This is a genomic window from Bacillota bacterium LX-D, assembly GCA_031628995.1.
Lineage (GTDB): Bacteria > Bacillota > DUOV01 > DUOV01 > Zhaonellaceae > JAVLUO01.
On record JAVLUO010000001.1, the window covers coordinates 302912 to 328354 of the forward strand.

Here is a 25443-nt window from a genome sequence, read left to right on the forward strand (position 1 = left end):
CAGCGGTTCGTCCTAAATAAAACGGATAACATGGCAAACTTTAGGGCAAAATACGGGTAATGACAGGTTGCATCTTATTATTGTCTTGGACATTTTTATCAAAAATTTTGATATAAATTATTGACAGAGCAAAAGTTAGCAACCCACCACCAACTTGGAAGTATATTGCCGGATGGTTCAATTTATTGGCCAGCCAGCCGCCGGCTATAACTCCTAAAAACATAGCAATCAGCGGCAAAATATACACAATAAACGCAGCCTTTAACATATTGGTTTCTTTAATTTCAAAAGCAATACGTTGACCCGGCTTCGCTCCAACCGGATTTTGTGCATCTAAAAGCATTGCCGTATTACCGGGACATGCACCGCAATTTTCACAATCATTATGCCTAGTGGCTCTAATCTTAGCTAAATTGCCTTCAATAGCAACAACAACGCCTTCTTTTTCTGATTTCATACTTCAACCCTGCTTTCTACAGACACATCTAATAATATTACTTTATTAACTAGTAAATTCGTTATTGTATTATAGCAAATTTTAAGAAAAGCCTTTTTGTCGATTAGGACAGTAATTAGCAAGAATATGTCTAATTTGCAATATAATGTCGTGTTTTTTATTTTTTGTGCCTGTTAATATTTTTCAAGCTGATCTAAAATCAAGAATTCTTTCCTCGGTTACGATAAATTGCATCTGTTTGTCATGGCTTTCAGGAAAAACTCGCTGAACAATTTGCAGCTCAAAAGCTAAAGCAAGAATAGTAGTATCTGTCCTAAGTTGAGGAATAAAGCGATCGTAGTAACCAGCCCCGTAACCTAAACGGTAGCCTTGCCCATCGAAAGCAACTCCGGGCACAATTAATAAGTCAATTTCCTGAGGATCAACAAAATGAAAAGCCTCTTTTTTAGGTTCAAGAATACCATAAGCCCCTTCTTCTAAATCCCCCGGATAATTCCTAAGCTCTGTAGGAATCAAGGCGATATTTTGCATATCGCTAACCGGAATAACCACTTTTTTACCTTCTGTCATTGCGTGCTTAATTAATAAGGTTGTATCAACTTCATTACGAAATGCAAGATATAGCATTATAGTTTTTGCCTTTTGATATTCTTCAAGAGCAATAACCTTATTAATAATTAAAGAACTTTTCTCAGCTACAACTTCTGGGACTAATTCTTTTCTTTTGGTCAGCACCTCCTGCCTAAGGTTCTTTTTCATAGTTTTAAACACCTCCTTATCCATTTTTATTAGATTATCATATTAAGATAAATATAATAATATGCATAGATAGATTAGATTAGCGTATATATCATATATAGTTTACTTTATATAACTATAGTAGGGATAGCAGTAAAGTCTTCCAATGCCCCAAAATATTCTCCAGTTAAATCCCTGCCTTGATTATCAAAAGCTTTAGATGGCAGAAGAATTAAATCGCATATGTCTTTCTTTTCCTTGGGCAGACATTGCCATTGCTTTTTAAAGTCATCTACCGTTAGTAAGCCTGCTACAAAAATTGAACCTCCAAAGAAATTATTTTTAACCGGTATTATTTCTGGAGCAACCTCAGTGCAAAGCTTTTTTAAGGCTGCTTTCAGCACTTGAAAGCCTGCCTGAGAAGCCATAAGCAATGGATAATGAGCTCGGTTAATATTAATTTGCTTTAGAATATCTTGTACTTCTTCAACACTTAAATCATAATCCATTACAATACCTGAAGTTTCATCTGCAGCTTTTGGCAGACGAAGAAATTTTATTTCATTACCCCTTTGGATTTCTAACTGAGGGGACTCTAAAGCAGCTATTTTGCGAAAAGCATCAACTCTCGAAAAAACTGGGCTTTCGTTAACTCGGCAAATGATATCTCCTTCCTGAAGCCCTGCTTGAGCCCCAGGAGAAAATTTAATAATCCCTGCTATTTCAGGAACTAAATCCTTTAAAAGAGGAGGTTCTAAAGTTAAAGGAACTGATACCTGTTTTCTCAAGTCTAATACAAAGTCCGTAAGTTCTTCCCATAATCCACTGGGTACTTGCAGCTCTCGAGGTGCATACTTGCTGTAGCCCGGCAAAAATATACGTACGGTTTTAGCATTCCATCTATCTAAGGATCGAATTGTTTGTTCAATGTCCTCCCAACCTACCAGCCAGGGCATCGCCACTAGACTGCCATGGTATGGCAATCCGGCTGCAGCTAAATTTTCCAGTATATCGGAATCTAACGAACAACTTTTTCCCATTAACCTTTCACGGCCCTTAGGGGTAATACTGTTAATTGAAAGGTACAATTCCATCAGCCCCAATTGTTCTAAATGCTGAATTTTATCCTTTGTCAACAACTTGCCATTAGTTGTAATTTGAATTGGAGTTTTAGGAAATTTATTGCGTAAATACTCTAAATATTCTAATAAATCTGGATATAAAAAAGGTTCTCCTTCGCAAATCCTTGTAGCAGACTCCCCAATAATAATTTTTCGGAAAGGATCAAGATATTCCGCAGCTTCTCTAAGGCTTTCCATGTTTTGTTCAGTAACAGAGTAAGCCTGAACCCCATCAGGATTTTGACGATGGCTGCAAAAAATACAGCTGGCATTGCATTTGGAAGTAATTGCTAAAATATTGTCTTCCTGGGCAGTTTGAAGTAATAAATGTTTTGGCGCTTCCAACTTTAAGCCATCCTTTCTTCTAGCGAAATATCTTAAAATTACAAAAGAATATCGTCTACTTTGGTGCTTTTGCACATTACCCACAAAAAGCATTATTAAGTGTGGATAACTTTTTTCCACATAAAAAACCCTTTGTGCTACAAGTTATCAACAGTTTTATCCACATTATCCACAAGCCTTGTTTCCACAAATTAATAACTATTCTGTGCATAACTTTTCCACTTTTTCTGGAAAACATTTAACAGTTGCACCTAATTAGTTAAATAGTGGCAAATTAGGTACAGCATTTAAATCTAAGCCGGATGTTTCGCCGCGCAAATATTGAAAATATGCGGCGCAGCCAATCATTGCAGCATTATCTGTACAATACACTAGTTCAGGGAAAATAATTTTTATACCCTTAGGCTGCCCTTTAGCAAACAGCTCCTCTCTTAGCCGACTGTTTGCAGCAACACCTCCGGCCAAGGTTAAGGTTTTAACACCTAACTGTTCGGCAGCAGCTAAACTTTTAGTTACTAAAACTTCTACAACTGCCTCTTGAAAACTAGCTGCCACATCTGGCACATTTACTTCCTGACCATTTTGCTTTAATCTATTTAAATAATTTAAAACACTAGATTTTAAACCACTAAAGCTGAAATCGAAGCTTCCCTCTTCCAGCCATGCCCGAGGGAAATCAATTGCCCTGGGATTCCCCTGAAGAGCTGTTTTTTCAATGGCAGGGCCCCCTGGATATCCTAAATGGAGTGCTCGTGCAATTTTATCAAAAGCCTCTCCTGCGGCATCGTCTCTAGTGGAGCCCAAAAGTTTTAATCGTCCATGTTCCTGCCAGTGTACCAAATTCGTATGTCCACCGGACACAACCAAACAAGCTACAGGCAATTCAAGATGAGGTTCAGTTAAAAAGTTGGCATATATATGCCCAGCTATATGATGCACTCCAATAAGAGGTTTATGCAAAGCATAAGCAATTGCTTTAGCAGTTGAAACTCCAACTAAGAGAGCTCCAACTAATCCTGGTCCATAAGTAACTGCTACCGCATCTAGATCGGCAAGATCCAAATTAGCTTGACGTAGTGCCTCATGCACTACTCCAATAATATTTTCCAGGTGCTTCCTAGAAGCAATTTCTGGAACTACACCGCCAAATTTTTGATGAGTAGCTATCTGTGAAGAAATAATGTTTGACTTGACTTCAACTCCATTGCAAACTACTGCTACTGAAGTCTCATCGCAAGATGTTTCTACCCCCAATATTACAATATCTTTTTTCATTCCTACACCTCTATCACTAATTTAACAAACTTATCCACTAATTAGAACAGGATAAAACATCGACTTCTATAAAAAAAAACGCATTTGTCAAGTTTTATATTGATTAAAATATTAAAAATCCAGCTTTACTTTTCTTCGGCAATATAGTTAAATTAAAGAAAAAGATACTTTAGGAGGATATTAATGAAAAAATTTCTTTTTGGAACTACAGCTGCACTTGTGATTTCTTCTCTTTGTTTACCTGTTACAGCAAGTACGCCTCTTAAATTATTTTTCAATGGTAAAGCATCTTCCATAAACGCAGTCATGATTAATGGCTCCGCTTACGTGCCTGTTCGCTACGTATCAGAAAATTTAGGGGCCAAAGTTACATATATAAATGGTACTATCAATATTACCTCTAAAGATGCTGCAGCAACTTCGGGTAATGTGTTAACCTTTAGTAAAGATGAGCTCAGTAAAATGCGCATCTTAAGAGTAGGTGAAAAGCTAGAAATCAATGACCTTAAATATAGTGTTTTAGCACTTGTTCACGAACAGAAAAAGGGAGTTGACTACGACAAAATTATCTACTGCGAAGAAACAACTGGGATAGTCGGCAACTTTGGCGAACTTCCCTCTTTTGCTATTCAAATTAATGGAAAAATAACTAAACTAACTGACTACTCATTTTCTGCTGAACAGGATACTAAAGATTACAAAAGGGTCTATTCCTATAGCTTTCCCCACAAAGGAGAAATTCAATGTATTTACTACTTTGTAAATGGCTTTCAAAAATCTAAAACTCCCATTGGACGTTGGATACCCTAAGAAAAAGCCTCAGCATAAGCTGAGGCTTTTACAGGTTAAATAAATCCTTCCACATAATCAGCGCATCTTCCTTTGTATCGGAATAATACCCTTTTCGGATGCCCACAGGAGCAAAGCCCATACTTTGGTATAGCTTTCGTGCTATAGTATTGGAGATGCGCACTTCTAAAGTAATCCGCTCAGCGCCTAACCGCATAGCCTCCGTAAACAAGTTAGTCAATAGTGCTCTCCCAATTTTTTGACCGCGAAAATCAGAGTGTACTGCAATATTCGTAATATGTGCTTCATCAAAGATAATCCACATTCCCGAGTAGCCTACTACTCTTCCTTGATAGGTACATACATAGTAATAAGCTAAGTCATTATCCCTCAATTCACCTAGAAAGGAGGCTTCTGACCAAGGAGTAGGAAAGGAAACCTGCTCTGTTTCTAAAACACCGGGAATATGCTGCTCTTTCATAGGTACAATTTCAAATTCCAACAGAGCCACCATCCGGCTGAGGATTTTTCTTTTTCCAGTTAACTTCTGCTTCCGAAGCTCTAATATAAATTGGTTCCAAAGTAAAAGTGTCTGCTATTTCCCCAGCTTGTAGTTTTTTTAAGCCTAAATCGGCAATTTGACTAGCACGGCATAAGGAATTAGTTGCAGCAGTAAACCTAGCTTGTGGGTATTTCTCCTGCAAAAAATTACCATAAATAGGAACGCCATCCCCTAAAAAAGTGACTTGTTCCTGCTTCTTCTGCAGTATGGACAGCAGCCCTTCAGGCGAAATCGCTAAATATTCACTAATGCGCTGTAAATCGTCACTTTCCCAACGATAAAGAGCCGTATATACTTCATTCTTTCCGGCGTTTAAAATAGGGCAAATTAAACCTTCCTGATTTCCTAAATTAGCTGCTAAACCATCTAAAGTTGAGATTGCCAAAAGAGGCTTTTGTTCAACGTATGCTAATGCCTTCATCGTCGCCAAACCAATCCTCAAACCTGTAAAAGAACCCGGCCCTGCCGCTACAGCAAATCCATCTAGATCTTTCAGGCTAAGCTGAGCTTCCTCTAACATCCAAGCAAGCATAGGCATTAAGCGTTCTGAATGATTTTTTTTAATATTAAAAGTAACTTCCGCTAATAATCGTCCTTCCTCAACCAAAGCAACGCTGCCCACATTAGTGGCACTATCAAGTCCTAACACTCGCACTTAGCCTTCAACTCCCCTACTAGTACCCTGAAGCGTTCTGAATTTATTGGTGTAAATTTGATTAGTCTTTCATCTTCTTTTTCCCCAGGCAGAAGTTCTACCTGCAAATAAGCATTTGGCAATAAGGAGCTGACTTTTTCAGCCCATTCAATTAGGCATACTCCATCACCTTCAATAAATTCCTCTAAGCCTAGTTCATTAAGTTCCCCACTACTTTCGATTCGGTATGCATCTATATGATACACGGGTATTTTACCCTGGTACTGATGTAAAATTGTGAAAGTAGGGCTGGTTACCTGACTCGTAACACCTAATCCAGCACATACCCCTTGGGTAAATGTTGTTTTACCCGCTCCTAACCCTCCTTCTAAACGCAAACAGTCTCCCGGCTGTAGTAATCCGCTTAGTTTAGAGCCTATCTCTTTAGTATCCTTAGCACTTTGTGCCCGTATTGCTAACATATCTCTCACTTCCTAAATAAACAAAAACTAGTAAACATCGTTTAAATATTATTCGCTTTTATAATATAACTCCTTTATCCCTTTAATAAACTTTGCCTATAATTATAATAATCATCGTAAATTGTCAAATAAAAAAGCTCTCGAAAAGAGCTTATAAACAAATTTAAACTTAATTTAATATTTCTCCCGCTTTTGCTAACAAATGCTCTAAATCAATTGGTTTAAAGAAGCATTCCACAGCGCCTAATTTAAATAGCTCTTTCATCTTTTGAGCATCAGTGTAAGCTGTCATCATAATTACAGGTAAATTAGGATTTATTTCCCGAATATTGGCAAGAGCTTCGTCCCCATCCATTACGGGCATTTTAACATCCATAATAACCAAATCGGGTTTTTCTTGTTGCGTTATTTCTACAGCTTCCCTACCATTACTAGCAGTGGTTATTACATAACCTTCTTCTTGCAAAAATAATTTCAAAAGCTGTCGTACCCCTTTCTGGTCATCAACAACCAAAATATGGTGCTGAGCCATGATAACCCTCCCCAACGGAACTTTTATAGTCAAAAAATCTCAAACCATGTACAATTCTAGCACAAATTGTAAATGCTGTAAACTTGTTTTCCAGCAATTAGGACAAATTCTACTTTAACATTTAGATCTAAAATGGAGCCTTCGGTTACAATTAAATCAGCATTTTTCCCTGGCTCAATACTTCCCAGCTGTTTTTCCAAACCGAGAATTTGCGCAGCCTTAATAGTAATAGCCTCAAGAGCTCCTGTAGTCGATAACCCAGCTTTAGCCGCCAATGCCGCAGATAAAGATAAATACTCAATGGGAACTACAGGGTGGTCTGTCATTAAAGCAACTGTTAAACCCTTTTGAGCCAAAATCCCCGCTGTTTCTAAAGTACGTTCTTTCAATTCAACCTTAGCCCTATTTATTAATACAGGGCCTACCACAAGGGGTACATTTTTTTTAGCTAACATATCGGCAATAAGGTGGCCTTCCGTACAATGTTCAACAACTATCTGCACTCCAAATTCTTCAGCAATTCTAATAGCTGTTAGAATATCGTCAGCCCGATGGGCATGGGCACGTATGGGGATTTTTCCCTCAAGAACTAAGCCTAAAGCCTCTAATTTTAAATTTCTATCTGCGTTTACTCCTTTTTTCAAATAATTCTCAGCAGCAACTAAATTTTCCCTTAATAAAGCAGCATTAGCCATTCTAGTTACAGGCATCTTTTTTTGTTCCCCATAATTTCTTTTAGGGTTTTCTCCGAAAGCAACTTTCAGTCCGGCAGGGTTTCTAACCAGCATTTGTTCAACTGAAGAACCACAAGTATGTAGGACAGCACCTAGACCTCCAATTATATTAGCGCTTCCCGGCAAGCAGCACACCGTTGTAACCCCGGCTTTTAAAGCATCTTGGAAACCTATATCCATTGGATTAATACCGTCAATGGCTCGTAAATGAGGAGTAATTGGTTCGCTTTCTTCGTTAGCGTCGTCGCCTTCGTACTGGTATATCTCTTCAATAATTCCAACGTGACAATGGGCATCTATTAACCCAGGATAAATATTTTTCCCAGCTACATCTACAACCTTTGCTTCTGCTGGAATTCCAATTTCCCGTCCTCCAACTGCCAATATTTCCTTATTCTTTATTAAAATACGCCCTTCCTTATATATGGGCCCTGCCATTGTATATATACAGCCGTTAATTAAAGCAAGCATAATTAAAACCTCACTTAAGCTTGTTTAGGATCTACAACACCGCTCATTCTTGTTACGCTTAGACCCTTTCTTTCTAACGCCTCAATAACTTTATTAATCCCAATTGAATCGCTAGCCATATGCCCTGCCACAATAACATTGCCAATGTTTTGTTCCCTTACAGCCCTAAGGACATCCTCAGGCATATGCATAACTACCAAAGTCCCTATTCCCGCTTCAAAATAAGCTTTAGCTACATTTTTTCCTCCACCTGTCCCGCCAGCCATGGTAACAAAGATTTTACCTGCATAACTTTCTTCAGAGCCTACCCTAATTTTTGGTTTAGCTAGGGTTAACTTGTACTCAGGAATTTCATTTAGGGCATTGATGATATCTTTTAATTTAGTTTTCTGGTTAGTACTAAATTTTTTATCTAAAAAATCCTGGACTGTTTTTTCAGCCAGTATATCAGCCGGCGTATGGATTCCGATAAAAGGCATTTTTAATAATTTTGCTGCCGAAACTGCTCGATCATAGTTGCCTACGTGGTGACCCCTATCCACTTCACCCATCCGCTCTTCCAGGGCCTTTTGTGCTTTATTAATAGGTACTCCCGCTTTAACCATTCGGTCAATTTGATTGTTCATGACTTTATATAGGTTAACCATAGGTTCCCCACCCTTGGGATGATGGGTAATAACGGCATCATAACCTAACTCTTTGGCAATGAGCATTTCCGTTCCTTCCACATCCACTCCAAAAAGAACCCTCTTAATATTATCTCCGTCCACAATTACTCCCGAATCCTCAGGCACTTCTGTTAACCCGCTGGCTCTAAGGGCAATGTTTAAAATTTCCTGTGCATTCATATTGATTTTCTCCTCCTTACTAGATTTTGATTAATCTTATTATGTATCTAACCTTGACAGGCCAGAATAAGTGCTTTAAACAATTCTAACTGCAAAGGATTTTTTTCCCACATACATTCCGGATGCCACTGAACTCCCATCTGAAAATTAGCTGTCTTAGACTCTATAGCTTCTATTATACCATCTTGTGCCAGTGCACTAACCATAAATTCTTCTCCTAAATTCTGTACAGCTTGATGATGAAAACTATTTACCCGAGTCTTGGCTAATCCCGTAAAAATACTAGACAATTTTGTATGGGCTAAAATATGAATTTCATGAGTTGGATACCATTTAGGGGCTTCTTGACTATGTTTTAAAGACTTTGGGCATTGGCTATTAAGGTCTTGCCAAATGGTTCCTCCCCCAATAATATTTAATACTTGCATTCCCCGGCAAATGGCCAAAATTGGTTTACCCTGATCTAGAAAATATTTAGTTAAAAGTAGCTCAAAGTTATCTCTTTCCGGCGTAATTTGACCCATACCGGGCTCCGGTTCCTGACCCATGTACACAGGGTCTACATCTCCCCCTCCCGTTAGAATCAATCCCTGAAGTAGGTCAGCATAGAAACTGATCCTATGTGTTTTTTCTGTAACAGGAAGCAATATGGGCAAGCCTCCTGCCTTTTCTACACCTTGGCTATAGTATTGGGTTACTGTGAAACGATCCAGCTCCGTACTGCAGGTAATGCCAATAAGCGGCAGCATATTAGCCCCCCCTTAAAAAGGAAATAAAAAAACGCCTTTAAACTTCCAGGCGCCGTCGATTAGATTTCTGTTAATCCTAAACTTACTTCAAGAGCTTTATTTACTTTTTCCATTATTTCATCATCTAAGAAAGTGACCTTTTGCTTTAGCCTGCTTTTATCAATGGTTCTGACCTGCTCAGTTAAAATAACTGAATCTTTTTCCAAACCGCTTTTTTCTGCGCTAATTTCCACATGGGTCGGCAGCTTAGATTTAAAAATTTGTGAAGTAATAGCTACAACAATAGTTGTAGGACTGTATTGGTTACCAATATCATTTTGAATAATTAGCACAGGACGTACCCCACCTTGTTCAGAACCTATAACCGGATTTAATTGGGCAAAAAATATGTCTCCACGTCGTACATGCATACTATTTACACTCCGCTAATTTTTCATCATAGTAAGCCTGTACTTCATTTTCAATTTCATAACTTTCTTTCGCTAAAGCTAAATTTATTTGTGCCATCTCTTGGTAACCCTTTTTCATTTGTTCTCTGATAGTACGACGCTTCCGTTCTGAAATATAAAGCCGCATGGCTTCACGAATAAATTCACTACGGTTGCGTTTCTCCATTGAAGCTAACCCGTCTACTTCTTCTAATAAACTTTCCGGTATACTAATCATAATTCTTTTAACACCTGACAAGGACAGCACCTCCTGAAGAAACCTTACCTCAAAGGTTATTCTATGAGATTAATAGTTAATCAATACCAAAATTCATAAAACTAATTTATATTTTAAAAAAAAATTATTTTATAAAGAAAACTTAATATTGTATAGCATAGCTCAATACTAACTTTAAATACCAAAATAGCCTTCAGCAAATATTGCTAAACAATATGGACACAAGATATACTTTATTATAGCTATTCCAATCTAAAAAAGCAAGTTTAAATGTATTTACGAGGTACACGCTGCCTAATCATACATACTAATTCATAATTGATAGTTCCAATTAGCTTCGCCAATTCCTCTGCTGAAATAACTTCCTCCCCTTGTTTACCTAGCAATACTACTTCATCACCTTCAGCAACTCCGGGTATGTCAGAAACATCTAGCATTAATTGATCCATGCATACTCTGCCCACAACAGGAACTCTTCTGCCTTTAACTAAGGCTACTCCACGATTAGATAGAAGCCTGGTATAGCCATCTGCGTAGCCAATAGGTATGGTAGCAATTGCTGCAGCCTTATCCGTTGTATAGGTACAACCATAGCTAATGCTGCTGCCTTTGGCAACCTGTTTTAAATAGACAATCTTTGCTTTTAAGGCCATAGCAGGCTGCAGCTTAATTTTATCCTTCCTTACTTGATCCGACGGATAAAGACCATACAGTATAATGCCCGGTCTAACTAAATCAAAGTGAGCTTCCGGTAAATCAACAATGGTTCCACTGTTGGCCGCATGTTTAAGGGGAATTTCCAAGCCAGAACGCTGTAAATTGTCACAAACCCAGGTAAATTTATCCAACTGTTGGTAGCTATAGGTCTTATCCTCTGCATCAGCATTGGCTAAATGGGTGAAGATTCCTTCGATGATTAGATTAGGCAGCTTAGCAATTTTTAATGCTGTTTTAATGGTTTCCTGGCTAATAGGAAAACCAATTCGCCCCATACCTGTATCTATTTTTATATGTATTTTTACCTGCTTATTGAGAGCTAGGGCAGCTTGACTTAAATTTTTTGCTTGCTCATAACTAAAAACTGTTTGGGTAACTTCTGCTTTAATCAAAGCAGGGTAATCTTCTGTACTAGTATAGCCTAAGATTAGAATAGGCTTATCTATATTATTGCGGCGTAATTCTAAAGCCTCTGCCAAAACGGCTACCCCAAAATAATTAACCTGATTTTGCAATACTTCAGCTACTTGGACAGCTCCATGTCCATAGGCATTAGCTTTAACAATAGCCATAACTTTAGTATTTATTGGAATATTACTTTTAATCTGCTGCAGATTATGAGCAACTGCGCTTAGATCTATTTCTGCCCAAACCTTTCTCATAACATGACCCCCAATATTTCATGTAATCCTAATTTATTAAAGGATTCTCCTCAATTTAGGTAAACTCGTTTCATTATCTACTGTTGCTGTTTCCATTTCTTTTAAAGCCATAGGAAGATAAGTCAATAAATCTCCAGCTGTCAAGGCTCTCTGCCCAAACGCTTCAGCTCCAAAATCGCCGGATAAACCATGTAAATACACAGCGCAAACACTTGCTTCCAGTGGTTCCATTCCTTGAGCAAGGAAACTTCCAATCATGCCAGCTAAAACATCTCCGCTGCCTGCTGTACCCATTCCCGCATTTCCAGTCACATTAACGTAGAGTATTCCTTTTGGAGATGCAATAATTGTTTTAGCCCCTTTTAACACAACAACTGCGTTGTATTTTTGGGCACATTCTAAAGCAATGTTTGGCCTAGCCTTCTGTATTCCCTCAATGCTTTTTCCTAATAGATGAGCCATCTCCCCTGGATGAGGTGTTAATACAATAGGTACCCTCACTTTAGATACTAGTTCCTCTTGGTTATTTATAGCCCAAAGAGCGTCAGCATCAATCACTATCGGTTTAACTGCCTTCGTTAAGAAATCTCTCACAAGGCTTAGAGTACTGTCGTGTCTCGAAATACCCGGCCCTAAAACAATAGAATCAACTTGCTCACTTATGTTTAGTAACTCCGGAAGAGCCTCTAGGGAAAGAGATTTAGCATCTGTTTCTGGCAGTGGTTTAGTCATAACCTCCGTAGTTTTTACTTCCATAATGTGATTAAGTGAACGAGGAAAAGCAATAGTAGCTTTTCCACATCCAGTCCGAAGTGCAGCATTACCGGATAAAGCAACTGCACCCGTCATGCCTTCAGAAGCTCCAATTACTAGCACATGGCCGAAAGTACCCTTATGGCCTGAAGGCTCTCGCTTTGGCAGTAATTTAACTATTAATTCACGAGTTATCACATATCGGTTAATTGGAACTTTGTCCACAAGAATTTTAGGAAATGAAATGTCCCCTAGCCAAAGTTCTCCTACAAAGGAGGCAGCAGGATCCAAATATAAGCCTATCTTAGGCAGCCCGAAGGTGACTGTCATCTTTGCTTTAAAGCAAGGTCCCTGTACATTTCCTGTATCTACCTCAACCCCCGAAGGTACATCTACGGCAATTCCAGGTTTTCCACTACTATTTAATAGATTTATTAATCCAGCCACTATGCCTTTAATAGTTCCTTGAAAACCAGTTCCAAATAAAGCATCGATAATTAAGTCTGCATAAACAAGGGATAAGTCTACTTTTTGTAAATCTTTTTCATTTAAAATAGTATGGAGCTTAACTTGCATTCGTTTTAAAATTTCACAGTTTATCTTAGCATCTCCACTAAAATCATCAGCCCTACAAGTTAAAAAAACTTTAACTTCAGCACCAGCATTAATTAAATGTCTGGCAATAACTAAACCATCGCCTCCGTTATTGCCTTTGCCGGCAAAAATTAAAATCCTTTTGCCAACCAATTTATTATTTAAATATTTCTGAATGGCCTGGAAAACACAAAGGCCAGCGTTTTCCATTAATACAATACCAGGGACTTTAAAAGTTTCTATGGCCTGTTGGTCTAAATTACGCATTTCACTTCCTGTAGCAATTTTCAATATTTTTACCTCCCTTACTCCCCTGCTACGTATGCTATAGCATAGTCGGCACTATGGGCCAAACTAAGATGCCACTGCTCAATTCCCCTTTGGGATGCAATTATTGCAGCTTGGCCCGTCAACTTAACTTGAGGAGCTCCCATGCTATTAACCTCTATGTTAATTTCCTGCCAAGAACACTTGCGCAAACCAGTACCCAATGCTTTTAACACTGCTTCCTTAGCTGCAAAACGTACAGCAAAAGAAGGATAGGGGTTATGCTTTTCCCGGCAGTACAGTATTTCCTCTGCAGTGAACAACCTTTTTTCCAGAGCGGGTCGACGTTGAAAAGCAGCATGCAAACGATTGATTTCTATAATATCAGTGCCAATTCCTTTAATCATTTTCATCCTCTTACTATCATTTATTCAATTTATAGCTACTTTACTATTTTAACCTATAATGAGTTCAAGGTGACCATAAAATGCCTGAAAAACAAAAAAAGGCCTTTCGCCTTAAATTAAAGAATTTATATATTTTTATGCTAAGATACTAATTAGTCGGTTTTTATGTTTATTTAAATAATTGTGCAAACGTTCAACACTAGCATTTAAAACCTGTTCCGAAGTAATTCCTGCCTGCTCAACAGCCTCTATAGCAGCATTTACTTCTCCTACTGCTGTAAAAATATGAGCATCGCTATTTATTACAAGCAAGGTTTGATATTTTTTGGCATATTCTAGCAGCTGCTTGCATCTAGAAACACTGCCTGGTCTGGACCGAAGAAAAGAACTATTATTAACTTCTATAGCTTTACCTAACTTATGAGCCGTAAAAGCAAGTTTCTCTAAATTTACTGGGAATTTAGGATTGCCAGGGTGACTGATGAAATAGACATAAGGTTTGCTAAGAGCGTTTAACATAGCTGTAGTATTTTCTTCAACGGTAGAAGATTCATAACCACATTTTTCATGAAAGCCAGCAACCACTAAATCTAAACTGCGCAGCAGATAGTCCGGCATATCTATTTCTCCGTCAGTATTGACTATATTTGCTTCAACTCCCTTAAGAATTTCCACACCTGCTAAATTCCCCGGAATTGCTGATATGTTTTCGAAGTAATACTGATGCGGCCCCCCGGGAAAATTTAAACTATGGTCTGTAATTGCAAGTGCCTCTAAACCTTTAGAGCTTGCTGCCTGTGCCATTTCCTGCACTGTACTGTAGGCATGACCGCTAGCAATTGTATGAGTATGCAAATCGGCCTTAATATGCATTACTTTTTCCTCCTTTTTTCTTATTTCATATTTATCATAACTGATAACTGTTAATTTCAGATTAAAATCAATTTAAAGAGAGATTAATTTTATTCAGTACTAGATTTGCTAAAACAGCAACGATGAGCCATACTCCTACACAACACCTCCTAGAAATACAAAAGCGGCACCTTATAAGTGCCGCCTGGAAAAATTATTTTATTGCCTTTTAATATCATCCGCTTTAGTTTCATTAGAACCTTTTTCCACAAATGTTTTGCAGCAGGTTTTAGTAATATCATCAACTGGAGTTGAATCCATTTGTAATCCTGCTTGATGGGCATCATAATTACTGGGCATAGCGTCAGCAACTAAATCTGATGTAACTAAGATTTCTTGTGCTTGGCATTTATTACCTTCTTCCCAGTAGTGGCAATTGCTAATACTGCAGTGTATATGTTGCATTGTTTTATCACCTCCTGAGGATAGGTTTCAGACAGAGAGGTTCTTTTATACTGCATAAAAAATACCAGTAAACGAAACTTGCTTAATTACAAAAACTTAAATATTTATAATATTAAATAAGCTAATACTTGAAAATATGTTTATAATTAATGTAAATATATTTCTAAGGAAGGTTAGAGATGAATTGCATTGAGTTACGAAACGTAGATTATATTTTTAAGGGGAAGAAAATTTTAACCAATATTAATTTACAAATAAAGTCCGGGGAATTTATTACGATTACAGGACACTCTGGCAGTGGGAAAAGTACTGTACTGCGTCTGCTTAATAATTTGATTTCACCAACTGCTGGAGAAATATTATTTAAAGGCCAAAACATTACCAACTATGAACCTACTCTACTACGGCAAAAAATCAGTTTATGTTTCCAAATGCCTAACTTGTTTCAAACAACTGTTTTAGAAAATTTGGCGTTTCCTTTTTTAATTCGCAAAAAGCCGGTAGAAAGAAAGTTAATCGAACAAAGACTAGGCATGCTAAATCTATCTCCAGATTTACTGGAAAAAGAAGCTGAGAAAATCTCAGGCGGGGAAAAACAAAGAATAGCTTTAATCCGCTCCTTGCTTTTTACGCCGGAAGTTTTGCTACTAGATGAAGTGACTTCGGCTTTAGACGAAGAGAATACTCTAGCCGTAGAAAAGTTAATTGAAGATTTAAATCAAAGAGGCGTAACAATTCTTTGGGTAACTCATAATCTGGAACAAACTGAACGACTAAACACAAGAAAAATCAAAATTGAGCATGGTGTCCTATGGGAGGGAGAATAATGCAGCTTTCATCTTTATTAATTGCTTCATTACTGATAACTTTATCCTTGCTTTTTTCTTATAGTCAAAAGTTAAAGCTTGAAAAGGACATAATTGTAGGAGTTATCCGAGCAATTGTACAATTAGCGATTGTGGGCTATATCTTAAATATTATTTTTGGACTAAAAAGCCCTTACTTTACTACCTTCTTTATTTTAACTATGCTTTATAATGCAGCTTTAAATGCCGCCAAAAGAGGTAAAGATATTTCAGGTGCCTTTGGAATTTCTTTTATTTCCATTGGGATTGGTGCTTTTATAACTTTAGCTGTATTGCTTTTAGCTGATTCCATTCACTATATTCCCAACGAAATTATCCCCATTAGTGGCATGATCATTAGCAACGCCATGGCTGCCATTGGGCTGTGCTATCGGCAACTAAGTGCAGATTTTAAAAATAAGCACACGGAAATTGAAACAAAACTTTCCTTAGGAGCTGAACCTTTCCTTTCAGCGCAAAATATAATTCAGGACAGCATAAAAACAGGCATGCAGCCAACAATTGACTCCATGCGCACTTTAGGTATTGTGTCTTTGCCAGGGATGATGACGGGTTTAATCTTGGCAGGTACTCCACCCCTGGAAGCTATTAAATATCAAATACTAGTCACCTTTATGATGCTTTCTTGTACTTCCGTAGCTTCCTTCACTGTCTGCTATTTAAGTTACAGAAAATTTTTTACTTCAAGAAAGCAATTGCTGCTTCCTAATTAATAGCACTTACAACTAAAATGAAGATTATATACAAACAGCCATTGAGGACTAAAGAAGTTGGACGAATAGCATTTTTATATTTAAGTGTAAAATAAATAAAACTTGAGCCCACTATAGCTAAAACAGCACTGATTACAGCTAAATTAGAAAGCTCCCACGGAGTCAACAGGATGCCTAAAGCCGGAATAATGGAACTTTGGAAAACCATTGCTCCAGTTATATTGCCTAAAGCTAAGGTATCTTTACCCTGTCTTACCCAAATAACGCTATTAAACTTTTCTGGTAGTTCTGTGGCTATTGGGGCAATAAAGATAGCTAAAACAAAAGGTGAAATATTAAATAGGACTGCTGCCATTTCAATGCCCTGAACAAACAAATTGGCTCCAAAAACAATTCCGCCTAAAGCTATTATCACCTGAAGCAAAATGACAGATAAACCGGGACTGCTCTTTCTTCTAGCAAAATACAAGGGATTTAAACCTTCGCCGCTTAATGATTCTCCGCTTCTAACAGTTATAATCACGTATACAATATAAATAAGTATAAGTAACGCAGCAATATAATGTTTATGACTTGAAGGCAAAAATGCTGCCAGAATAGCTATGGAATAAAGAGTTAAGAAAAATTTTAAATCCCTGCGCATAACGGTACTTTCAATTAACATAGTTTTTCTTGGTCTTCCATTGACTTTAAAAGCTAGAGCAGCCATACCAGTAATAGCAAATGCTAGAGTAGCTAACATAAAAGGAGCCCCTAATATCGCACCTATGCCTATTTCCTTAGCCGCCTCTCCAGTACCAAAAATAATCGCAATGACAGGAATCATTGTTTCAGGCAAAGCCGTCCCCACAGCTGCTAAAATACTCCCTACAGCACCTTGGGATAGGTTTAATCTATGTCCAAGCCATTCAACACCATTAGTAAAAACTTCAGCAGATACTAAAATTAAGGCTAACCCAATTAGTAAACTTAAAACCATTTTCTGTTCTCCCTTCTAATTTCCACAACACCCAAAATAAAAAGCAAGACCAGTACGCATTTGGTGCAGGCCTCGCTGCTCATACTAAGAAAAAACTTTTAAGATAAATTTTAAACAAGCCCATTCTACATTTTATAGGCTTATAAGTCAAGTTAGGTAAATTATAATAAATCCTTCTTTAAAAGAAAATAAAAGTATGGCATACTCAAAATTAGATTACTTTATTCCGCAAAAAAGGAGTTTTTTTATGAATTCCAACATAATGATAATAGTAATAATTGTAGTTTTTATTGCTCTCATCTTTGCTTTAACCAATGGACTACACGATGCCAGCTCTGTTGTGGCAACAATGATTGCTTGTGGAGCCGCAACTCCACTACAAGCAATTGGTCTTGCCTCTTTTTTTTGTTTACTTGGAGCCCTGTTAACAGGTAATGCTGTAGCAAATACTATTGCTAAGATAGTTACCCTGCCCTTAGAGCCTTCCCTATTGCCTGTGTTAATGGCGGCAATGGCAGGTGCCGTTGTCTGGAACCTAATTACTTGGCATTTCGGGCTTCCCTCCAGTTCAACCCATGCTTTAGTAGGTGGATTAATTGGTGCTGTTTGGGTTTCCGGCGGCCCTGGTAATGTGCTTTGGGGATTTCATGAACTTTTGAACGGCCATCTGACAGGAATTATGGAAGTTTGTGCAGCTTTAATTATCTCCCCTCTTCTCGGTTTTGGGCTAGCCCTAATCTTACAAACAGTCTTAAGCATCGCTTTGCGCAATGCCGAAATTACTATCAACAGTTGGTTGAAAAGACTGCAATGGGTTATGGCCGGGCTCTTAGCCTATAGCCATGGGGGCAATGATACACAAAAAATAATGGGGATTATAACTTTAGCACTAATGGCAGTTGGACTTTTGCAGGAACAAGTCGTTCCCCAATGGGTTAAGTGGTTAGGAGGCATAATTATGTTTGCCGGAACTTTATTTGGCGGCTGGTCAATTATGAAAACATTAGGTTATGGCATTTATGACTTACGTCCCATTCATAGCCTCAATTCGCAAATTGCCTCAGGAAGTGCAATTGTATTAGCTACTTTTCTTGGTGCCCCAGTTTCAACTACTCACGTAGTAGTAGGAACAGTATTAGGCGTAGGCACTGCCGACCGTTATAAAATGGTTAACTGGAATATTGGCAAAGATATTCTGGTAGCTTGGTTCATTACAATTCCATCGGTAGCATTTGTAGCCGCCCTTTGCTATTACCCGCTTTTATGGTTTATTAATCTACTGTAAAGGAGCTGTACCATGAGGCATAATTTTTTAGAAAATTTAATACCCCCTAAATACAATTTTTTTCAGATGTTGAGCAGCCAGGCTAGGACAACAGCCTGGGGCATCAACGCTCTCTTTGCCTGGGTTAAAGAGCCAAATAACGAAAATAACGAAAAGCTACAGCAATTGATACGTCAAGCTAATGAAACCCGTTTTGCTATGGAGAAACAACTAATTGAAGCTTTCACTACTCCTTTTGATCGACAGGATATTTATTTTATTTCCGTGCAAATGAACCGCATTTTAGAACATGCAAGCTCAACCAGCCAAGCTATTACCGCCTATCTTGTAACTCCAGATGAGAATATTATAAAAATGGTTGCAGAATTAACTGCAGGAACCGCTGCTTTTGCTGAAGCTATTGAAATGCTGGAAAAGGATGCCTTAAGTGCCCAAAGCAAAATTATAAAGATCAGACAAGCACAAGAAAACATTAACAACTATTACCGCAAAGGAATGGCTCATTTATTTGGAACAACAGATGCCATGTATGCTTTAAAGTACAGGGAAATATATCACCATATTAAAGATGCGGCCATGTATTTAGGGATGACAGCTGATACTTTTCACAAAATAGTAGTAGGATTAGCCTAGTTATCATTACACTAATTATTTCTCCCTCCTTGTCCTTATAGTTTAATTAGCAGATATGTCACAAAATATTAGTAAAATCAATAAGATGTACTAAGGCATAAGGAGGGATAAAATGTTTAATAAAAACTTTTCCTATGAAGATCAATATTCAGATAACGACAATAGACAAAACATGCAACTTGCTAGAGCTTATATTCCTAATCAAAAATTCAGAAAAATATTTAGTCCTAGGGAAGCTTTAGAAAGAGGAACTATCTTCTCTGAACTTTATGATCCTTATCACAAAAGGGGGTATAAGTAATGAGGTATGATCAAGTTGATGCTTTGCGCAGAATTCAAGAATTAGAATTTACAGCTGTAGAATTAACCCTTTACCTTGACACTCATCCCCAAGAAAAAGAGCCTTTAGCAATGTTTAATAAAATTAGCCAAGAGTTAAACAAAGCTAAAATGGCCTATGAAGACCGCTATGGTCCTTTATTATCTTATGGTTTTTCGCCCAACAACGGCTCTACTTGGCAGTGGACGGAATCACCTTGGCCTTGGGAAATTGAGTACTAGGAGGTAAGAGTTATGTGGATATATGAAAAGAAATTAGAGTATCCTGTGCAGGTTTTAAAACCCGATATTAAAATGGCTAAATATTTAATTACACAATACGGCGGGCCAGACGGTGAGCTTTCTGCTTCCCTGCGGTATTTGAACCAAAGGTACAGCATGCCAACTAGCAGGGCCAAAGCTATTCTAACTGACATAGGTACAGAAGAATTAGCTCATATGGAAATTATCGCTACTATGGTCTATAAATTAATTAAAGACGCTTCCCCTCAAGAAATGGAAGCAGCCGGACTAGGCGGCTGGTATGCTCAACACGATAACGGTTTATTCTGGACAGACGCTAATGGAGTACCTTGGTCTGCTAAATACGTAGCCTGCCTAGGCGACCCTGTAGCCGATCTGCATGAAGATATGGCTGCTGAACAAAAAGCGAGAGCCACCTATGAAAACTTAATAAATTTAACCGATGACCCAGGAGTAATCGATGTTCTTAAATTTTTAAGAGAAAGGGAAGTTGTCCACTTCCAGCGTTTTGGAGAGACTCTTAACCACGTGCAGGAAAAGTTGAATAGTAAAAAATATTATTAAGATGTATAAAATCCTTAAGGCAGCGGGAGTTTTAGCTGCCTTAAGGATTTTTAATGAGAATGTAATAAGTTTTGTAAGGGTTTCCCCTCAAAATACTTAGCCATTAATCCAGCCCAACCGTGTCTTCGACCTATGGCAGAATACTCAAAAAATATTGCAATATTTCCGGGTCAAACTGAGTTCCGGCATTTCTTACTAATTCCTCTCTGGCTTCTACGGAAGACATGGCTTTGCGGTAAGGCCTGTCTTCCGTCATAGCATCATAAGCATCGGCAATGGCTAAAATGCGCGCTAAAAGAGGAATTTCCTTTCCTTTGAGACCCTGAGGGTAACCTTTTCCGTCCCATCTTTCATGATGGGCTAAAATATACTTTGCTATAGGCATTAATTCGGGCACTGTTTGGGCAATCCGATAACCTATTTCCGGGTGCTTGCGCATTTCTAACCATTCTTCTTCCGTCAACTTCCCTGGCTTATTTAAAATGCTATCCTTAATAGCAATTTTCCCAATATCATGAAGCATGGCAAATACTTCAAGATCGTTAAGCTGATCTCCAGACAACTTCATCATAGAACCCACTTTTTTGCAGATCTCAACTATCCTATCGGCATGTTCTTCTATTTGACAGCTCCTCTCATACAAGGTTTTTTTCATAGATGCAAGAATATAATTATGGTGACTTCTGCTTTCTAAGAGCTTGTGTTTATACATATAGTCTTCAGCTTTAGTTAGAATACTATTAATATCTTCATTATGCTTATCTTTTGTGGCATAACCTAAAGAAATGCTTGGGGAAAATTCTGCACAATTATATTGGTTACAATGCCGCTTAATACGTTCACAAATTTCATTTGCTATTGGTTCAGGAGTTTCAGGCAGAAGCATGACAAACTCGTCGCCTCCCCATCTGCCAATAATATCTTGGCTGCGGCAGGAGGCACATAATATTTTAGCAATGAGTTTTAAAAGCTTATCTCCTTGCTGGTGTCCAAATACATCGTTAACTAGCTTTAATCCATTTACATCTCCCATAATCAAAGAAATAGGCAGCTTCTTTTCCGTATCTAACCTGTGCAATTCTTTTTCCAGAAAAGCTCTGTTATAGAGGCCGGTTAATTTATCATGGTAGCTTAAATAAGTAATTTCTTTTTCTCTTTTAATAATTTCTGTTATATCTACAGCAATTTCCAGGCGTACATTCCTTCCATCCGGCCATTTGATGATCCGATCTGTAATTTGATAATGTTTCTGGGCAATTTGGTTAAATTTTTCAAACCTAAAGGTTTGATAAGTCTGCCACTTACCAACTTGATCTGCGCAGCTTTTACATGGGCGATCCCTTTTTTCCATGACCTGAAAGCATTTTTTGCCAACTATATCTGAGCCAAAAATATCTTTGACATTTTGATTGGCAAAAAGTATTTCATAGCTCTCTAGGTCGGAGACAAAAATAGGCTCATCAATACTTTCTAAGAGGGATAATAGTTGAGCCTGTTCATTTTGCAGCGCCTCTTCTATTTTGATTTTTTCCAATTTATTTTCGTCTTCTGCTAACTCTGCAGTAATATCGTGGAATTCTGCTACAAAATAATCCTGCGCAGGGGAGTAGGCATAGACCTTACACCAGCGCCGGACATTTTCAAAATAGATATTTAATGTATTGCGTCCACCTTTAGCTAATTTATTCAGGTAAAACATCCAACAATGATTCTTTCGCTTAACACCAGGAACAACTTGGCTAGATTTTTTCCCGATAATATCGGCGGCTTTTAAATTCATTAATTTTTCAAAGGCAGGATTTACTGCTATGTATTCATAATCTACTGCTGAACCATCAGCACTATAAATAATTTTATAGTAGGCATAGGCTGTGGAAGAATTATCCACTGCTACTCTATAGAACACATTCTCATCCACGTAAGTTCCACCTCTTATTTGGGTTTATCAAACTAATCTTTCGACATTTCTTACGATGTACCTCCTTTCCTTCTAGGTATTGCCCTAGCCACAAAATTAGCAAAAAAACTACTCATGGCAAGAAAGTTTTAGTAGTACCTAATAAAAACTAACTTTATAGTTTAAACTTGGCTACTGCCTGCATTTTATTCAAAGGTTTTGGAAAAATAAAAATTAAATGCCTCAAAAAGCAGTAAAATATTATAATAAACTCATAAATTATTATTAGAAACGAATTACACAAAAAATAGGGTGGTTTCGATGAGCATGGAAAAAAGTTTTATAAGTAAGTTTTTACAAGGAGTACAGAATAGTTCCTTTACTGTTTCCTACTGGGATGGTACCACTGAGAAATATGGCAGTGGGGAACCTAAGTTTAAAGTTTTCATTAAAGAAAAAATTCCCTACAAAAAGATTCTACAGGATCCTTCTTTAGCTTTCGGAGAAGCTTATATGGCTGGAATTATCGACTGCCAAGGCAATTTGCAAGAGGCTGTGGAAACTCTATATAAAAGCGATAGCCCTATCTTAAATAAGAAAGCATTTAAGCTTATTAATATGCTTTGCAACAGAAATCGCAAGTCAACTTCAATCAAAAAATCTAAAAAGGATATTCATTATCATTATGACTTAGGAAACGACTTTTATGGACTTTGGCTAGATGAAACCATGAGCTATTCCTGCGCCTATTTTTGTTCCCCTGAAGATACTCTTTATCAAGCACAACTGCAAAAAATTGATTATACCCTTAAAAAGCTTCAGCTTAAAGCGGGAGAAAGGCTTTTAGACATTGGCAGCGGCTGGGGTTGGCTAATTATTCGAGCAGCTCAACAATATGGTGTGAAAGCTGTGGGGATTACATTAAGTGAGGAACAGTATGCCAAAACCAAAGAACGGATTAAAGAGCTTGGATTGGAATCATTAGTTGATGTTGAGTTAGCTGACTATCGTACTCAGGCCGCAAACGGTGAAAAATTCGATAAAATTGTCAGCGTCGGTATGGTTGAGCACGTTGGCAGAGCAAACTTACCTAAATATATGGAAGCTGTAAACACAATGTTACGTCCTAAGGGAGTCTCAGTTTTGCACTGCATTACGGGTTTAACGGAAGGGCCTTCCAATGAATGGATAGTAAAATACATCTTTCCTGGAGGCTACATACCTTCAATTCGGGAACTGATTGGGTTATTGCCAGAATACAATTTTCATCTGCTGGATGTAGAAAGTTTACGGCTCCATTATGCAAGAACTTTGGAACACTGGGCTAGAAATTTCGAAGAGCATGTTGACTCAGTCAGAGAAAAATTTGGGGAAAGGTTTGTGCGCATGTGGCGGCTATATTTAAATTCCTGTGCTGCTTCCTTTAAAGCAAGTGGTTTAAATATCCACCAAATTGTCTTCACGAAAGGGTTAAACAATAATTTAGCAATGACAAGGCATTATCTTTATCAATAATTTTTCCTATACTATTAGATACTTTCTCTTGACTTAAAAATGAGTATAAGCAACAATATTATATAGTAAATAATTAAAGGAGGTTTCTGCAATGGTAGTTTGTGCTAAATGCGGCCAGGAATTGGCATTAGACGATGTTTATAAAGTTAATGGACGCGATTACTGTGAAGATTGTGCCATGTCCAAACAAACGGTTTTAAAACCTTGTGACACCATGGCTGTACACAGTGCTACCAGTACCAGAAAGCAACTGGGTTTAAAAGGAACCGAAGGACTCACCCCCCGGCAGAAAGCAATTTACGAATTTCTTAAAGAAAAAGAGGGGGCTACCGTTGAAGAAATAATGAAGAAGATTGGAGCTAGTGAAACTGAGATTCGGAAGGAACTGGCTATTTTGCGCCACTGTGAATTGGGTAAAGCCTATAAAAAAGGGGATCAAATTCTCTTTGTTCCTTGGGATTATAAAACAGAAGATTAAAAAAGGTTCAAAGCTTTGGCTTTGAACCTTTTTAATCTTTATTTTAAGTTTATTTTATACTTGTTCTTGTTCAGGAATAATACCTGCTTCTAAGGATAATGCTTTCAAGGAAATCGGGAATATGTAAGGTTTTATTTAGGACTAATATTCAAGCTATTTTTGGGCTTTTAAAATAGTGCTACTTTCTTTCCCCATGGTAAAAAATGGTTCTATTTCGATTGCTTTAAAACAAACTTTTTCTAATATATTTTTGGATTTTTTATTATTTTCTGTACTATCAACTACAAAAATACTACCATTAGGTACCAGTATTTCCTGAACTTCGGTCCAAAATTCCTCAGCTTCTTCTACTTCTAAGTTGTTGAAATTGCCGATCAATAGATCTACTTTTTCCCTACCAAGAGCCAAAAGGGAAGTATCGTCTAAGATTTCAATATTTCCAATTTCCTGAACTAATTCTTGATAAAGTTGAAAAAAAACTTCTGTTTGACTAGCGAAGGGTAAAACATAAACATGTCCTGTATGACCTGCATGGGAGCCGGCTAATAAAATTTCTAAAATACTTAAATTGCCACAAGCAAAAACGGTAAATCCTTCTTTGATTTGGGCAGAAATAAGGGGGCTTGAACAACCTAATGATACAGCTAATACTTCCGGAGGTACACCTTTTAAATTTTCCAGTTCAGTAAAAACTAATGGCCTGCTTTCCTGGCATTGGTCACCATCTTCTCCAAAACAGTCGGCACAATCACCTTGGCATTTAGAATTATTTAGTTCTTGCTGGTTCATAATTTACTCCTTTCCATTTCAC

31 protein-coding genes are annotated in these 25443 nt (G+C 37.7%); 10 read left to right on the forward strand and 21 right to left on the reverse strand.

Annotated features, from left to right (window positions below; genetic code table 11):
* Window positions 1–40 precede the first annotated feature (40 nt).
* The 4 genes from RDV78_01595 to tsaD form a co-directional block, all read right to left on the reverse strand.
* Window positions 41–457, reverse strand: coding sequence for a SoxR reducing system RseC family protein (locus tag RDV78_01595; protein MDS1029198.1), 417 nt, complete (start codon window positions 455–457; stop codon window positions 41–43).
* Between the two features lie 183 nt (window positions 458–640).
* Window positions 641–1216, reverse strand: coding sequence for a 5-formyltetrahydrofolate cyclo-ligase (locus RDV78_01600; protein ID MDS1029199.1), 576 nt, complete (start codon window positions 1214–1216; stop codon window positions 641–643).
* A gap of 107 nt (window positions 1217–1323) precedes the next feature.
* Window positions 1324–2661, reverse strand: a complete 1338-nt coding sequence (locus tag RDV78_01605; protein ID MDS1029200.1) for a DUF512 domain-containing protein — start codon at window positions 2659–2661, stop codon at window positions 1324–1326.
* Between the two features lie 255 nt (window positions 2662–2916).
* The gene (gene tsaD, locus RDV78_01610) at window positions 2917–3936 is read right to left on the reverse strand and encodes a tRNA (adenosine(37)-N6)-threonylcarbamoyltransferase complex transferase subunit TsaD (GenBank protein MDS1029201.1); all 1020 of its coding nucleotides are present in this window, start codon (window positions 3934–3936) and stop codon (window positions 2917–2919) included.
* Between the two features lie 183 nt (window positions 3937–4119).
* Between tsaD and RDV78_01615 the strand changes: the two genes are divergently transcribed.
* A complete protein-coding gene (locus RDV78_01615; GenBank protein MDS1029202.1) occupies window positions 4120–4746 on the forward strand; it encodes a stalk domain-containing protein in 627 nt (208 codons plus the stop codon).
* 28 nt (window positions 4747–4774) lie between these two features.
* Here the strand turns inward: RDV78_01615 and rimI are convergent, their stop codons facing one another.
* The 14 genes from rimI to RDV78_01685 all read right to left on the reverse strand — a co-directional run bounded on the left by rimI (window position 4775) and on the right by RDV78_01685 (window position 15120).
* Window positions 4775–5236: a ribosomal protein S18-alanine N-acetyltransferase gene (gene rimI, locus RDV78_01620; protein ID MDS1029203.1), complete on the reverse strand. Its 462-nt coding sequence runs from the start codon at window positions 5234–5236 to the stop codon at window positions 4775–4777.
* Window positions 5217–5942, reverse strand: coding sequence for a tRNA (adenosine(37)-N6)-threonylcarbamoyltransferase complex dimerization subunit type 1 TsaB (gene tsaB, locus RDV78_01625; protein MDS1029204.1), 726 nt, complete (start codon window positions 5940–5942; stop codon window positions 5217–5219). Before tsaB ends, rimI begins: the two co-directional genes overlap by 20 nt.
* The gene (gene tsaE, locus RDV78_01630) at window positions 5930–6403 is read right to left on the reverse strand and encodes a tRNA (adenosine(37)-N6)-threonylcarbamoyltransferase complex ATPase subunit type 1 TsaE (GenBank protein ID MDS1029205.1); all 474 of its coding nucleotides are present in this window, start codon (window positions 6401–6403) and stop codon (window positions 5930–5932) included. The genes tsaB and tsaE overlap by 13 nt, the downstream gene beginning before the upstream one ends.
* Window positions 6404–6572: 169 nt before the next feature.
* Window positions 6573–6935 (reverse strand): response regulator, encoded by a 363-nt coding sequence (locus RDV78_01635; GenBank protein MDS1029206.1) that lies wholly within the window; start codon window positions 6933–6935, stop codon window positions 6573–6575.
* A gap of 56 nt (window positions 6936–6991) precedes the next feature.
* Window positions 6992–8140 carry an amidohydrolase gene (locus tag RDV78_01640; GenBank protein MDS1029207.1) on the reverse strand — a complete coding sequence of 383 codons (1149 nt, stop codon included), beginning with the start codon at window positions 8138–8140 and terminating at the stop codon, window positions 6992–6994.
* A 14-nt stretch (window positions 8141–8154) separates the two neighbouring features.
* Window positions 8155–8988, reverse strand: coding sequence for a Nif3-like dinuclear metal center hexameric protein (locus RDV78_01645; protein ID MDS1029208.1), 834 nt, complete (start codon window positions 8986–8988; stop codon window positions 8155–8157).
* Window positions 8989–9035: 47 nt separating this feature from the next.
* A complete protein-coding gene (locus tag RDV78_01650; protein MDS1029209.1) occupies window positions 9036–9737 on the reverse strand; it encodes a gamma-glutamyl-gamma-aminobutyrate hydrolase family protein in 702 nt (233 codons plus the stop codon).
* Window positions 9738–9796: 59 nt separating this feature from the next.
* Window positions 9797–10147, reverse strand: coding sequence for a type II toxin-antitoxin system PemK/MazF family toxin (locus RDV78_01655; protein MDS1029210.1), 351 nt, complete (start codon window positions 10145–10147; stop codon window positions 9797–9799).
* Window position 10148: 1 nt separating this feature from the next.
* On the reverse strand, window positions 10149–10424 hold the full coding sequence (locus RDV78_01660; protein ID MDS1029211.1) for a ribbon-helix-helix protein, CopG family: 276 nt from the start codon (window positions 10422–10424) through the stop codon (window positions 10149–10151).
* Between the two features lie 245 nt (window positions 10425–10669).
* Window positions 10670–11782 carry an alanine racemase gene (alr, locus tag RDV78_01665; GenBank protein ID MDS1029212.1) on the reverse strand — a complete coding sequence of 371 codons (1113 nt, stop codon included), beginning with the start codon at window positions 11780–11782 and terminating at the stop codon, window positions 10670–10672.
* 36 nt (window positions 11783–11818) lie between these two features.
* Window positions 11819–13420 carry an NAD(P)H-hydrate dehydratase gene (locus RDV78_01670; GenBank protein ID MDS1029213.1) on the reverse strand — a complete coding sequence of 534 codons (1602 nt, stop codon included), beginning with the start codon at window positions 13418–13420 and terminating at the stop codon, window positions 11819–11821.
* A 14-nt stretch (window positions 13421–13434) separates the two neighbouring features.
* Entirely contained in the window at window positions 13435–13803 is a 369-nt protein-coding gene (locus RDV78_01675; GenBank protein ID MDS1029214.1) for a holo-ACP synthase, read from the reverse strand.
* Window positions 13804–13938: 135 nt separating this feature from the next.
* A complete protein-coding gene (locus tag RDV78_01680; GenBank protein ID MDS1029215.1) occupies window positions 13939–14676 on the reverse strand; it encodes a phosphatase in 738 nt (245 codons plus the stop codon).
* 198 nt (window positions 14677–14874) lie between these two features.
* Window positions 14875–15120, reverse strand: coding sequence for a DUF1540 domain-containing protein (locus tag RDV78_01685; GenBank protein ID MDS1029216.1), 246 nt, complete (start codon window positions 15118–15120; stop codon window positions 14875–14877).
* A 179-nt stretch (window positions 15121–15299) separates the two neighbouring features.
* On the opposite strand from RDV78_01685, the gene RDV78_01690 reads away from it, so the two are divergent.
* Both RDV78_01690 and fetB read left to right on the forward strand, forming a co-directional pair.
* A complete protein-coding gene (locus RDV78_01690; protein MDS1029217.1) occupies window positions 15300–15947 on the forward strand; it encodes an ATP-binding cassette domain-containing protein in 648 nt (215 codons plus the stop codon).
* Window positions 15947–16699 (forward strand): iron export ABC transporter permease subunit FetB, encoded by a 753-nt coding sequence (fetB, locus tag RDV78_01695; protein MDS1029218.1) that lies wholly within the window; start codon window positions 15947–15949, stop codon window positions 16697–16699. Before RDV78_01690 ends, fetB begins: the two co-directional genes overlap by 1 nt.
* On the opposite strand, the gene RDV78_01700 is transcribed toward fetB, so the two are convergent.
* Complete coding sequence (locus RDV78_01700) at window positions 16692–17678, reverse strand: sodium:calcium antiporter (GenBank protein ID MDS1029219.1); 987 nt, start codon at window positions 17676–17678, stop codon at window positions 16692–16694. The two genes, fetB and RDV78_01700, sit on opposite strands and share 8 nt — an antisense overlap.
* Window positions 17679–17925: 247 nt before the next feature.
* On the opposite strand from RDV78_01700, the gene RDV78_01705 reads away from it, so the two are divergent.
* The 5 genes from RDV78_01705 (at window position 17926) to RDV78_01725 (ending at window position 20742) form a co-directional block, all read left to right on the forward strand.
* Window positions 17926–18963 (forward strand): inorganic phosphate transporter, encoded by a 1038-nt coding sequence (locus tag RDV78_01705; protein MDS1029220.1) that lies wholly within the window; start codon window positions 17926–17928, stop codon window positions 18961–18963.
* Between the two features lie 12 nt (window positions 18964–18975).
* Window positions 18976–19596, forward strand: a complete 621-nt coding sequence (locus RDV78_01710; protein MDS1029221.1) for a DUF47 family protein — start codon at window positions 18976–18978, stop codon at window positions 19594–19596.
* Window positions 19597–19708: 112 nt separating this feature from the next.
* Window positions 19709–19897: a spore coat associated protein CotJA gene (locus tag RDV78_01715; protein ID MDS1029222.1), complete on the forward strand. Its 189-nt coding sequence runs from the start codon at window positions 19709–19711 to the stop codon at window positions 19895–19897.
* The gene (locus RDV78_01720; GenBank protein MDS1029223.1) at window positions 19897–20157 is read left to right on the forward strand and encodes a spore coat protein CotJB; all 261 of its coding nucleotides are present in this window, start codon (window positions 19897–19899) and stop codon (window positions 20155–20157) included. Before RDV78_01715 ends, RDV78_01720 begins: the two co-directional genes overlap by 1 nt.
* A 12-nt stretch (window positions 20158–20169) precedes the next feature.
* Complete coding sequence (locus RDV78_01725; GenBank protein ID MDS1029224.1) at window positions 20170–20742, forward strand: manganese catalase family protein; 573 nt, start codon at window positions 20170–20172, stop codon at window positions 20740–20742.
* Between the two features lie 130 nt (window positions 20743–20872).
* Here the strand turns inward: RDV78_01725 and RDV78_01730 are convergent, their stop codons facing one another.
* Window positions 20873–22660: a diguanylate cyclase gene (locus RDV78_01730; protein ID MDS1029225.1), complete on the reverse strand. Its 1788-nt coding sequence runs from the start codon at window positions 22658–22660 to the stop codon at window positions 20873–20875.
* 306 nt (window positions 22661–22966) lie between these two features.
* On the opposite strand from RDV78_01730, the gene RDV78_01735 reads away from it, so the two are divergent.
* Window positions 22967–24154, forward strand: a complete 1188-nt coding sequence (locus tag RDV78_01735; GenBank protein MDS1029226.1) for a cyclopropane-fatty-acyl-phospholipid synthase family protein — start codon at window positions 22967–22969, stop codon at window positions 24152–24154.
* A gap of 91 nt (window positions 24155–24245) precedes the next feature.
* Window positions 24246–24632 (forward strand): HTH domain-containing protein, encoded by a 387-nt coding sequence (locus RDV78_01740; GenBank protein ID MDS1029227.1) that lies wholly within the window; start codon window positions 24246–24248, stop codon window positions 24630–24632.
* A 153-nt stretch (window positions 24633–24785) separates the two neighbouring features.
* On the opposite strand, the gene RDV78_01745 is transcribed toward RDV78_01740, so the two are convergent.
* The gene (locus RDV78_01745) at window positions 24786–25421 is read right to left on the reverse strand and encodes a hypothetical protein (GenBank protein MDS1029228.1); all 636 of its coding nucleotides are present in this window, start codon (window positions 25419–25421) and stop codon (window positions 24786–24788) included.
* Window positions 25422–25443 lie beyond the last annotated feature (22 nt).